Genomic DNA, 11,704 nt, shown 5'->3' with positions numbered 1-11,704 from the left:
GCCCCGGTGAGCCAGGCGGCAACCCTTCCGGACACAAGCAGCCCGTTCGGCACCTATCCTGCCGAACGGCTGGTCCGGGCTGCGTGGCGGCTGGCCGACCGGCACGATCTCTCGCGCGGCCTGCGCAAGCGGATCCGCGGGCTGGTCGCAAGGGTCTTCAAGGGCCCTTACGACCTGGAAGCCGAAGGCCTCAGGTTCCGGATCTATCCGGGCGAGAACTATGACGACCGCAAGATCCTGGCCAAGGGGCGCCTGCCGGAACGCGAGGAGCACCGGCTGATCGCGCCGTACCTGGGAGAGGGCAAGGTCTTCGTCGATGTCGGCGCCAATATCGGCTCCTATTCGGTGTTTGCGGCCAGGAGCGGCGCGGCCGTGCTGGCCATCGAGGCCAACCCGCAGACGGCGCGCAAGCTGAGCTTCAACGTCGAGGCCAACGAACTGGACACGGTCAGGATCGTCAATTCGGCGGTCGGCCCGCGCGAGGACACTCTGCCGCTGTGGCAGGAGCCCAGCAACTGCGGCTTTGCCACGTTCGTCAAGGACCTGACCACGGGCGAATGGGAAGGCGACTGGACGGCGACCTTCGTGAAGGTACGGCCGCTCACCGCCATCGCCGACGAGCACGGACTGACCGGGATCGATGTTCTGAAAGTGGATGTGGAAGGGTTCGAGGACCGGGTGGTGCTTCCCTTTCTCAGGCACGCGGACAGGAGCCTCTGGCCCCGCGTGATCCTTCTGGAAACAAATTGCCGGCCCTACTGGACCGAGGATTGCATTGCTGAGCTTGCAAGCCGGGGCTACGGGACGACCGGCCGGACGAATGACAACATGGTCTTCGAGCTTTCAGCCTAGGCTAAGCCACGAGACCGACCGGCCCGGACGCGATCAAGGGCCCAAACGCGGAGCAGTAACAAAATGGTTCAGCTGACGCTTCCCCGGAACTCCACGGTGACGGAAGGCAAGGTCTGGGACAAGCCCGAGGGGGCCGCCAACCTGCGCGAATACCGTATCTACCGCTGGAATCCGGACGATGGCCGCAACCCGCGGGTGGACACCTATTTTGTCGACGCGGACGATTGCGGGCCGATGGTCCTGGACGGTCTCATCTACATCAAGAACAAGGTCGACCCGACCCTGACCTTCCGCCGGTCCTGCCGGGAGGGCATCTGCGGCTCCTGCGCGATGAACATCGACGGAACCAACACGCTGGCCTGTACCAAGGGCACGGACGAGATCGCCGGCGAAGTCGTCAAGATCTATCCGCTGCCGCACATGCCGGTGGTGAAGGATCTGGTGCCGGACCTGACCCGCTTCTATGCCCAGCACCGCTCGATCGAGCCCTGGTTGAAAACCGTGTCGCCGGCCCCCGAAAAGGAGTGGCGCCAGTCCCATGAGGACCGGGTCAAGCTGGACGGCCTTTACGAGTGCATCCTGTGTGCCTGCTGTTCGACGTCCTGCCCGTCCTACTGGTGGAACGGCGATCGCTATCTCGGCCCGGCCGTGCTGCTGCAGGCCTACCGCTGGCTGATCGACAGCCGTGACGAGGCAACCGGCGAACGTCTGGACGATCTGGAAGATCCGTTCCGCCTCTACCGCTGCCACACCATCATGAACTGCTCCCAGGCCTGCCCGAAAGGCCTCAATCCGGCCAAGGCGATCGCCGAGATCAAGAAGATGATGGTCGAACGCCGGGTCTGACCGGACGCGCCGTTGAAAACGAAAAAGGCCGTCCCCCGGGGCGGCCTTTTTGTCTTTCGGCGCGAAGGTCGTCAGGGCATACCGACGCTGGAGGGTTAAGGAAGCAACCAGCAGTCACGGGTTCTGTGTGATGAAGCCCCAGTTGCCCAGGTTTGACGAAACGGCACGTGCCTGGGACGACTGAGCCTTCGGGTCTCAGATGAAGTCTTCAAGGAGGTAGGGGTTTCCATCAAGCACACCAGCCGAGACCGCCAATGCTTCCAGCTGACAGGGCTGCTTTCCGACGGGATAAAGAAAGACAACCGGCTTGCCGAGAGCATGGCCACAGGCTGCCTCCATCAGGGCGTTGGCGCCGATGTAACCTTCGATCCCCTGCTTGGCATAATTGGCGATCAGAACGATATCCGCTCTGGCGATGACATCGAAATAGTCGTTCAGAAAGTCCTTTTTCACCGCGACGGCCTCTTCCAGGGAGAGGGTCTCCCAGTTCAGCCCGGTTTCTTCCGGTGCCGGAGTTGTCACCTGAAACCCTTTCGCGCGCAGAACCTCCGCAATGTCTTCCATCTCCTTGAGTGCAGACATGGACCCGCAGACAACGACATGAAGCTGCCGGCTCACCGTCCTGTCTTCGCCAATCGCAGTCAATGAAGCCTCACGATGATTGCTGGCATTGTGGAACGAGTCGAGTTGCCCTTCGCTCCGGATGCGTCAGGTGTCGTCGTCGACACTCGCTGGTATGGGGACCCCACGATCATCGTCCCGGCAGTTTGGATTACTCACCCTTCGCCCGGCACACCAGCAGCGAGCTGTTGCACCAGCCGCGGAAACCCGGCAGGCGGCCGAGGGCTCGGGTAAGGGTTGTCTCCACCGGCTTCAGCGGGCCCCATTCGAAGGTCTTGCCGCGCAGGTGATGGAACAGCTTGCCGTGGCGGTTGGTCTCTTCGTACCAGGGGCTCAGCATCGGCAGGTACGGCAGGATCGACAGATAGCCGATCCCGATCACCGCTTCGATCGTCACCGCCTGTTCGATGATGTCCGACCATTCGCGCAAGGTCATGCGCACCTGGTGTTCCGGATAATGCAGGTGCTTCAGCTTGAGCCGGTCCAGCCGGTAGAGCTGGGGCACGACAGCCAGGACCAGGCCGCCCGGCGCGACCACCTCGCCGCACTGGCGCATCACGGATTCGATCGCCGGCCCCTTGCCGGGCAGATGTTCAAGCACATCCAGCAGCGTGATCACGTCCGGACGCCAGGGCAGTTCGTCACGGTGCTCGGTGAGGCGCGTCGCGTCCAGCACGATGTCCGGTTCGAACGCGGCTTCGTAGTCGGCGCCGCAATAATCGAATTCCAGGCCGGTATCGGCGAGATACTCCTTGGAAATCGAGGTCGAGCAGCCAATGTCGAGAATGCGGGGCTTGCGGTCGAGACCGCCCGACCATTTGCGTATTTCGCGCGACACGACATCGAATTTCACCGTGCCGTAGAGATTGCGCTGCGCATTCGCAAGCTTCTTGACCAGATATTCGGAATGTACCGCAACCTCGGGTGCCGGGTCGGTTACATCGCGTCTCTTTGCTCGATCCATAGTTTGGTGCACGCGGCTTCTCCTTCCGGGTCCAGGCGATGAATACCGGGTTCGTAGGTGTATGTTGTCAGGTCCGACATCAGCACGATCAACTCGCCGAGGATCAATTCGACGATTTCGTCGGCTACACTGCCGGATCCGGGAATGAAATTTGCCGGGTAGCCGTTGTTCACCAGGCAGATCTGGCGGTCTTTTCCGGCAGGAGCGCCGGCGAACTGAAAGGCCCGGATCGACGGATGAATATCATGAGAGGGCACGGTTTCGAGATGAGCGACATCGATCTCGATCCGGCGCGAACTTGCGCTCGCGACAATGCAGCCGTGGCGCAGCTGCCGCAGCACGTCCGCCGTGACCGAGAGCCGTCCGCTCGCGCCGACCACGAGGTCGCAGCGGTCCAGGTCGTCCGGCGTCATGGTCGCGGGAAAGCCCGCCAGGCGGGCTTCGGCGATCTTCAGCGGGTCGGGGTCGACGAGCGAGGCGATCACATCCAGCCGTCTGAGCGCCTTGGCCACACCGAAACCGATCCAGCCCGCGCCGAAAACGGTCGCGTGGCGTCCGGCAAGACTGTTGCCGAGATCCCGCATGAGCCCGTCCAGGCACCGGGCGATGGTCTCGCCGCAGCGCGCGGCTTCGAGGCGTTTCAATTCGCTGTCCGCGCAATGGAGAACCGGGACGCGCAGCCTGGTCTGATTGGCCCGCCAGACGCCCTGCTTGGTGATCTCCACGACGCCCTCGACCAGATGGAGATCGTCCGCGAAATCCTCGTGCAGCAACTCCACGACGTAGCCGCCGACTTCCTGAATGACAAGTTTCTGGCCGCTGTTGCGGCACGCAAGGAAGCACGACTTCAGAACCGTTGTCAGCACCTTGCGAAAGTCGTCTTCCGACTTGGGGCAATGCACCTTGTCGCCGTAAGCCGCCTGCCACTTGGTGCGTGTCGCGTCGCTGCCCGACGAATAGGGAATTCCGATGATCGCGTCGAAGTCCATGACGCCTTTAAGCGCATCCACCATGCGCCTGGTGTCATCGAAGAGATGGGCCACCAGCAGGTAGCGGTGCGCCTCGCTTTCGGCAAGGTCCAGCCGGCTCACCAGAGCAGGGAGAAATTCGGCACGGCGTGCATAGGCGGGCGTCGCCTGGAGAGCCATGTCAGTTAATGGATGCATTGTTATAAATCCCAAGGGCTTAGGCATTCTGGCACCGGGCAACGGCTGCGCACAAGCCCGACCCGTCAATTAAAACTGGAAAAAGGCAAGGCAATGCGGCACCGCCAGACCAGGGCCGGAACTGATGCGTTTTCCCCCGGAAATGCAGGTGCCGACAGCTCGGCCCGTCACGAATTGCTCACGGCCTTGTGCAATGGGCCGCATCTGAGTTGAATTGCAGGGGCTGCCTGATGCGCTATGTCTTGCGGCAACCGATGGAGAATTGATCATGACACACCTTCTGCCGCTCTCTCTGGCCGTGGCTGTCGCTGCCACTGTCCAGGTCTCCTCTCTCAAGGCCGAGACCGCCATTCTGGCAGGCGGCTGTTTCTGGTGTGTGGAATCGGATCTTGAAGCGCTGCCCGGTGTCCGCGAGGTCGTCTCCGGCTACGCCGGTGGAACCACCGAGAACCCCACCTACAAATCCCATGGCCGCGGCGGCCACCGGGAGGTGGTCCGGGTCGATTTCGACGAGACCAGGATCAGCTATGGCGACCTGATCGGCATTTTCCTGAGAACGGTCGACGTGACCGACGCCGGCGGCCAGTTCTGCGACCGCGGCTTTCCCTATTCGACGGCCATTTATCCACTGGATGCCGCTCAGGCGCAGCAGGCCGAGGCCGAGATCGCTAGTGCTGAAAAGTCTCTTGGCGGCAAGGTGGTCACGCCGGTCGAGCCAAGCGCCGTGTTCTGGCCCGCGGAAGACTACCACCAGGACTATTACAAGAGTTCGGCGCGCACGCTCACGCGGTTCGGCTACGTCACCCGGGCGGAGGCCTACAAGGGCTATCGCAAGGGCTGCGGCCGGGACGCCCGTGTCGAGGCGGTCTGGGGTGAGGAGGCCTACAAGGGATTGCCGAAAGCGGGGTTATAGGCACGCGCGGCACGGACAAGGGACGCAAATGTGTTCCGCATCACTGAATTGATCCGCAGGACCGGGATATCTTGCTTGTGTTTGCCGCAGGGTAACATTTGCACTACATTCTGATGGGGCTCAAGATTCATGAGGCCGGTACCATGCTGAATTTGTTTGCCAGTCGTATCCACACGGAGCCGGAATTCATTTCTGAACTGAGGGCTGTTGAGACGGAGGACCGCCTCCGGAAAACCATGGCCGGCCTGCTCGATGCCGCCGGTCTTGAGATAAACGACACCAACACACCGACGGAATTCGCCGCCGCGGCGACCGTCGCGATCATGAAACTTGTCCTCGTCACGGCCGGCCGCGACTTCGCCAAGCTGTCTTTCGAAAACAGGTTCGTGACGGGTCTGTTCGGCTTCCTCGTGGCCCACAAGCTCAGCCGCCGGACCAACGCGGACCTTGGGGTCGTTCTCGGGATTGCCGGCCTCGACCTTTTTTCCCGTGAGGAGATCGATCAGATCTACAAGCTTGGATCGTCCTACCGGCGCCTGCGCCAGCACAGGCAGATGCATGTGGCCCTGGGTGAAATCATCGAGGAGTTTCTGTCCCGTCCTGACGAGGCGGCGCTCGCCGACCTTGCCGATGTCTACCAGCTGTGCCTGCAGGCCGAAGCCTGAGGACGCCCGGGAGCTGACCTGACACGCTCCGGAACCGGTCGCCGGCCCCCGGAACGACGCCCCAGAACAACTCCGTGTATCAAACCCCCGCTTCGAAGGCCTCGACGAGTTCCATGAACGCTTCACCGTATTTGTCCAGCTTCGACTGGCCGATACCGGAGACCGCGAGCAGCGCGTCGGCGCTGACCGGCCGCGCGGCGGCGATGCCGGCCAGCGTTGCATCCGGAAACACCACATAGGGCGGCACGTTCTGGTCCCGGGCGATCTGGGTTCTGAGGCGGCGCAGACGCTCGAACAGGAGCTTGTCCTCGTGATCGAGTTCGTCTGCGATCGACGCCGTTCGCGAGGCGCGCGTCTTCTTCAGTCCGGCGGCACTGCGGTCCTTGCGCAAGGCCAGCTTTTCCTCGCCGCGCAGGATCCCCCGCGCTTTTTCGGTCAGGACCAGGGCGCCGAACTGGGCGTGGTCGACGTCGATGAACCCGGCCGCCACCAGTTGTCGCGCGATGGATTGCCAGGTCTTTAGCGGCACGTCCTGGCCGATGCCGAAGACAGACAGGCTGTCATGGCCGAAGCGGGCCGTTTTCTCGTTGCTCTTGCCGAGCAGGACATCGATGACATGGCCGGTGCCGAACCGCTGGCCGGTCCGGTAGACGGCCGACATCAGCTTCTGGGCGGCTTCCGTTCCATCCCAGGTTTCGACCGGCGACAGGCACGTGTCGCAGTTGCCGCAAGGCTCCGGATAGGTTTCGCCGAAATGGGCCAGCAGGGCCTGGCGGCGGCAACCGACGGTCTCGCAGATGCCCAGCAGTGCGTTCAGCTTGGCGTTTTCCGCCCGCTTGACCTCGTCGGGTGCATCGCCCTCGGCGATCATGCGGCGTCTTTGAACCAGATCCGCCATGCCATAGGCCATGAAGGCCTCCGAAGGCGCGCCGTCCCGTCCCGCACGTCCGGTTTCCTGATAGTAGGCCTCGACGGAGGACGGCAGGTCCAGGTGGGCGACATACCGCACGTCCGGCTTGTCGATGCCCATGCCGAAGGCCACCGTTGCCACCAGGCAAAGCCCTTCTTCAAGGAGAAACGCGTCCTGGTTGGCGGCGCGCTGTTCGGCCGGCAGGCGGGCGTGATAGGGCAGGGCCCTGATCCCCTTCGAACTCAGCCAGTCGGCAATGTCCTCGACCTTCGCCCGCGACAGGCAATAGACGATGCCGCTCTCGCCTTCGTGTTTCTTCAGGAAATCCAGAAGCTGCTGGCGCTGGTTGGTGCGTTCGACGATTTCGTAGCGGATGTTCGGCCGGTCGAAGCTGGTGGAAAAGACTTCCGCGTCCTCGAGCTGCAGCCGCGCCAGAATGTCCTTCTGGGTATGCGGATCGGCGGTGGCGGTCAGCGCGACGCGCGGCACGCCGGGATAGCGTTCCCGCAGACACGACAGCGCCAGGTATTCCGGACGGAAATCGTGACCCCACTGACTGACGCAATGGGCCTCGTCGATGGCGAATAGGGCGATTTCGAGCGTGTCGAGAAACCGCCGGAATCCCTCGTTGGCGAGGCGCTCCGGCGTCACATAGAGCAGGTCGACGGTTCCCGCGCGCACGGCGTCGAGCAGGTCCGACTGTTCTGGCTGCGAAAGTGTCGAATTCAGCGCCGCCGCGTTGACGCCGGCGGCCCGCAGCGCACCGACCTGGTCCTTCATCAGCGCGATCAGCGGAGAGACGACGATGCCGACGCCCCGGCGGCAAAGCGCCGGGATCTGGTAGCACAGCGACTTGCCGGCACCGGTTGGAAACAGCACGACGGCGTCGCCGCCGCCGACCAGCGTTTCGATGACGGCCTGCTGCTTGCCCCGGAAGCTGCTGTAGCCGAACACCTTCTCCAGCACCGCAAGCGGCTTTGGCTCCGCACGGACAAGCGGAGCGGCAGCGGGCTGAGGTGGACGGGCGTCATCCGCGGAGAACGCGGGCGAAACAGACATGACCAGACGGATCCTTTGAGTTTCCCGCACCATGTCTTATTCGGGGCACAAGGGCAATCGGCGCGGATCCGGGCCTGTGGATGACACGGCGCCGGGCCGCCCGGCCATCCTCTTGGCCCATCCTCCTGCACTGACCTGAAGATGGTCACGGCTCTCTTGAGCTCATTGGACCCTAGAATTCCGCGTCGGGATCCGTTGCCAGGGTCTCGGCGCAATGAACGCGCATGAGTTCCGTCAGTTCGCTCAGGTCGCCCGAAAGCTTCTCTGGCCGGATCGGCTTGCCGAAATGGACATTGAACCTGGCGTCTTTCTTGTTGAGCAGTTCGTTGAAAACCGTCATGTCGCGCAGTTCGGTGGAGACGTGCGCGAGGAAATAGAACAGTCCCGAGTTCCGGCCGCCCATGTGCATTGGAATGATCGGTGCCTTGTTCTTGCGGGCAAGCGCCAGGGCCGAACTCATCCAGGGCCGTTCGGTGAGCTTTCCACCGTGCCAGTGCGCGAGCCGGCCGGAGGGAAACAGCACCACCACACGCTCGTTGGTAAAGGCGGTCGAGGCCAGTTTCAGCGTCTCCTTGGACTTCTGCCGGCTCTTGAAGTCTGCCCGCCACTCCACCGGGATGATCATCTCGGCAAGGCGCGGATTGATGCGGATTGCATCCCGGTTGGCGAAGATGGCCAGATCGTCCCGCCGCGACTTGATGGCGTCGTAGAGCACGATGCCGTCGGCGATGCCTGTGGGGTGATTGGAGACAAGCACCACCGGGCCTTCGGCCGGCACCCGATCCAGACCCAGCGTGGTGACATTCAGCGTGAGCAACTCGCTCAGATGGGCGAACACATCCAGTGCTTCCATGGGCGCGATCGTGTCAGCCATGTTGACCGCGGACTTGTAGCGCAGGATCTTGTGGGCAAAGGGCTTGATGAAGGGCCACCACGGGCTGGCCATCACCAGTTTGCCCCGTTCATTGATGAGTGTGTCGACGATATGCTGGTCCGAGGGAAGCTTCTGAGGCGCCGCCTGCGGGCGCGCCGGCAGGGTGTCTGTCGTCTGATCAGTCGTCCGCACACTTCACCTCTGCCCTTGGGTAACTCGCGATACTTTCGTGCACCGTTAACGAAATCAGCCGCTTGGTGCAAATTTTCGTTGAACCTTTCTGGAGCAAGACGCCGCAGGAAGCCAGCTTACCCCCACACGGGGCTGGTGAACAGCGCGACTGTTGTCAGCAGGGAAGCTCCCCAGGCGATAGAGCGCGGCGAGGCCCGGTCGGCCCAGTAGCAGGCAACGTAAATCAGCCTGAGCAGAATGAACAAGACCGCCAGCCGGTCGACCCAGCCCGGATCGGCTCCCTGGTTCAGGGCCACGAAGACCGCGGCTGCGAAAAAGGGAAAGGCCTCGAAGCCGTTGGCCTGTGCTCCCTGGGCACGCGCGCGGAAACCGTCGCGCCAAAAGTCCGGATCCCGGGGCTTTGCGTTGTCATACGCCTTGTCGAGCTTTGCGGGAAAAGCCGAGAGCATCGGCAGGATCGCGGCGAGGAGGACGCACCAGAGGGCGATGGGCATTGAGGCTTCCTTTTTGCGTGGGGCAGGCCTGGGAAGGACTGCGGTCTTGCGCCGCCGTTCTATCAGGCCCGGCGGCGATATCCTCATGATTTTCAAAAAGGGCGCCATTTTGTCATGGGGAGGCCCGTTGCAGCAACGCGCGTGGGGGCTGCGGCGCCCCGGCCAGGGCACTCGATCAGCATGCGCGCAGGCTGCCTTCCGCGTCCGGTGTCGATATCTCCGGCCTTGCTCCCCGGCCGGTTGACATTTTTTTGATGCCGCATGCGCAGCTTCCGGAGAGGGGCATATGCCTGACGAAACTGGCGCTTTTCGCGCAGCCGTCCCGATGGAAGGCGACATCTTCCGGTCAGGGTGGCGCTGCGCCGGAACGGGCTGTTTCCCGAGGGTTTCGGGGTCTGTGGCGCTTGTTTCAGGTAGATCGCCAAGGCGGACGACGCCCTTGTCGGGCCGCCGCAGGCCGTTGCGGAACCCGTGTTGTGGGCGATTGCCCGGGCCGTCGATCGGCGGTCCGGTTGCGGCTATTTGGATTTTCGCCAAATTGTGGGCTAAGAGATGCTGCCATACTGGGACGAAGTTGAGGGACTGATTCGTCATGATGCGCGCTGGAAAATTCATATTGGTTGTCGGACTGGTTGTCCTGGCTGCGGGGTGCCAGCGGTTGTCAGGGGGGCGGAACTATGCCGCGCCGCTGCCCGCGACGCCGACCACACCGGTGGGATCCGGCACGCTGGCTCCTCTGGATCCCGGTGCGCCCGGAGGAACGGCCCTCGACGGTCCGGCAGCGCAGCCCGCCGACCTCGCGAACAATCCCGTGACAGCCCCCACCGATGCCAAGGACGTTGGCCGCACGGATCTGCTGGGCGGCTGGAAGGTCTCGTCCGGCGGCGACAACTGCATGGCATTCATGACCCTGACGACCTGGTCGGGCGGCTACCGGGCCAATACCAGAGGTTGTGCCAGCCAGGCCCTGTCGGGAATTGCCGCGTGGGACCTGAATGGCAATCAGGTGGTGCTCAAGGACGGGTCCGGCCTGATCGTGGCACAGCTTTACTCCAGCGCTTCCGGGCAGTTCAACGGGCAGACGTCGGCGGGCGCCCCCATTTCCCTCTACCGTTAACGGCCCTCCGCATTTTTGCTGGACAGTTCGCGTTATAGGTGTATATTTGCACAGCAACCGGAAAGGCTGTGTAAATGTCGAAATATGAACCATTGCGGGAACATCTGGCACGTCTCGAGGACGTTGTCTGGGCTGCCAAGCTCAATCAGGTAGAAGAGATCATTGGTTCATCTCTTCCCAAAAGCGCCCGGGAACACCGGACTTGGTGGGCGAATTCCGGCGGCAGCCTGGTTCACCAGAATGCCTGGCTCGATGCGGGTTGGCGCGTGGAGCGCACGGATCTGATGCGCGATGTCATCGTGTTTCGCCGTCTGCGCATTGGCGGGACCGCGGCAGGAATGTCGAGCCGCACCGACCGTCCGGCGAAAAACCCCCAGAAAGCAGCGGAAAAGCGGCTGTCCAAGGAGATGGCGGCACTGCGCCAGCCGGCGACCGTGACCTTGCGCTCCGAATGGACGACACTCGGGGACGTTCTGCGCACGCCCTGTTCAAACGCCGGCATCCCCCGGGGTGGCGGTGTGCTTCGCCTGGCCACCTTGAACGGTGACGGGGTCGTCACCGTGATCGTGGCCACCTTGTCCGTACACAAGGCCTATCGCAGCCTGCGCATGGCACTGAGAGGCCTGAACAACGATACCGACAGTCAGATCGGCCGTGAGCTTTATCAGACCGACGGTTTCGACTTGTCGGCGCCGACCGAATGTGACCTGGTCAAGTTCGGAAACGCATGGCTGCTCACGGACGGCAGGGGCCGCAAGGCCAACCTTGACGATCAGTCGGAATGTTATCTCGTGGCGCAACTGCTTTACCTGCAGGAAGTGCAAAGCGGCCGCAAGGCGACCCTGCTGCTGCGCTAGCAGCAACGGGTCCGGTCAATCCTCAGCGCCCTCCCGCACGGCAGCCCCGTGCTCCGTGCCTGGCACCCGCAGTTCCCCCCACCGGCTGCGGGTGTTCGGCCTTTTCCGCGATTTTATACAGCCGGTGCTATCGGTTTCCCCGGTGACTTGCTCTTTCCTGCTGATCGGGAGCCT

Annotated in this window: 12 protein-coding genes; 6 read left to right on the top strand and 6 right to left on the bottom strand. The window is 62.9% G+C overall.

Annotation, left to right across the window (positions count from 1 at the left end; all coding sequences use genetic code 11):
- The first annotated feature begins 6 nt into the window (after positions 1 to 6).
- Together WNZ15_RS03915 and WNZ15_RS03910 are read left to right on the top strand one after the other, a co-directional pair.
- The gene (locus WNZ15_RS03915; protein WP_342891620.1) at positions 7 to 852 is read left to right on the top strand and encodes an FkbM family methyltransferase; all 846 of its coding nucleotides are present in this window, start codon (positions 7 to 9) and stop codon (positions 850 to 852) included.
- Between the two features lie 63 nt (positions 853 to 915).
- Entirely contained in the window at positions 916 to 1,698 is a 783-nt protein-coding gene (locus tag WNZ15_RS03910; RefSeq protein ID WP_342891619.1) for a succinate dehydrogenase iron-sulfur subunit, read from the top strand.
- 195 nt (positions 1,699 to 1,893) lie between these two features.
- On the opposite strand, the gene WNZ15_RS03905 is transcribed toward WNZ15_RS03910, so the two are convergent.
- From WNZ15_RS03905 to WNZ15_RS03895, 3 genes are all read right to left on the bottom strand, one after another.
- Positions 1,894 to 2,343, bottom strand: a complete 450-nt coding sequence (locus tag WNZ15_RS03905) for a hypothetical protein (RefSeq protein ID WP_342891618.1) — start codon at positions 2,341 to 2,343, stop codon at positions 1,894 to 1,896.
- A gap of 127 nt (positions 2,344 to 2,470) precedes the next feature.
- Complete coding sequence (locus WNZ15_RS03900) at positions 2,471 to 3,283, bottom strand: methyltransferase domain-containing protein (protein WP_342891617.1); 813 nt, start codon at positions 3,281 to 3,283, stop codon at positions 2,471 to 2,473.
- Positions 3,256 to 4,449: an S-adenosylhomocysteine hydrolase gene (locus WNZ15_RS03895; protein ID WP_342891616.1), complete on the bottom strand. Its 1,194-nt coding sequence runs from the start codon at positions 4,447 to 4,449 to the stop codon at positions 3,256 to 3,258. Before WNZ15_RS03895 ends, WNZ15_RS03900 begins: the two co-directional genes overlap by 28 nt.
- 268 nt (positions 4,450 to 4,717) lie before the next feature.
- On the opposite strand from WNZ15_RS03895, the gene msrA reads away from it, so the two are divergent.
- Together msrA and WNZ15_RS03885 are read left to right on the top strand one after the other, a co-directional pair.
- On the top strand, positions 4,718 to 5,362 hold the full coding sequence (gene msrA / locus WNZ15_RS03890; RefSeq protein ID WP_342891615.1) for a peptide-methionine (S)-S-oxide reductase MsrA: 645 nt from the start codon (positions 4,718 to 4,720) through the stop codon (positions 5,360 to 5,362).
- Positions 5,363 to 5,505: 143 nt separating this feature from the next.
- The gene (locus tag WNZ15_RS03885) at positions 5,506 to 6,027 is read left to right on the top strand and encodes a hypothetical protein (protein ID WP_342891614.1); all 522 of its coding nucleotides are present in this window, start codon (positions 5,506 to 5,508) and stop codon (positions 6,025 to 6,027) included.
- 79 nt (positions 6,028 to 6,106) lie between these two features.
- On the opposite strand, the gene recQ is transcribed toward WNZ15_RS03885, so the two are convergent.
- From recQ to WNZ15_RS03870, 3 genes are all read right to left on the bottom strand, one after another.
- Positions 6,107 to 7,996, bottom strand: coding sequence for a DNA helicase RecQ (recQ, locus tag WNZ15_RS03880; protein ID WP_342891613.1), 1,890 nt, complete (start codon positions 7,994 to 7,996; stop codon positions 6,107 to 6,109).
- A 172-nt stretch (positions 7,997 to 8,168) separates the two neighbouring features.
- A complete protein-coding gene (locus WNZ15_RS03875; protein ID WP_342891612.1) occupies positions 8,169 to 9,062 on the bottom strand; it encodes a 1-acyl-sn-glycerol-3-phosphate acyltransferase in 894 nt (297 codons plus the stop codon).
- Between the two features lie 116 nt (positions 9,063 to 9,178).
- Positions 9,179 to 9,556: an MAPEG family protein gene (locus tag WNZ15_RS03870; RefSeq protein ID WP_342891611.1), complete on the bottom strand. Its 378-nt coding sequence runs from the start codon at positions 9,554 to 9,556 to the stop codon at positions 9,179 to 9,181.
- Between the two features lie 592 nt (positions 9,557 to 10,148).
- On the opposite strand from WNZ15_RS03870, the gene WNZ15_RS03865 reads away from it, so the two are divergent.
- Entirely contained in the window at positions 10,149 to 10,673 is a 525-nt protein-coding gene (locus tag WNZ15_RS03865) for an AprI/Inh family metalloprotease inhibitor (protein ID WP_342891610.1), read from the top strand.
- Positions 10,674 to 10,747: 74 nt separating this feature from the next.
- Positions 10,748 to 11,530, top strand: coding sequence for a hypothetical protein (locus tag WNZ15_RS03860; RefSeq protein ID WP_342891609.1), 783 nt, complete (start codon positions 10,748 to 10,750; stop codon positions 11,528 to 11,530).
- The last annotated feature ends 174 nt before the right edge of the window (positions 11,531 to 11,704 follow it).

This window comes from Roseibium sp. AS2 (genome assembly GCF_038900065.1).
GTDB lineage: Bacteria > Pseudomonadota > Alphaproteobacteria > Rhizobiales > Stappiaceae > Roseibium.
This window is presented reverse-complemented; position numbering and strand designations above follow the sequence as displayed.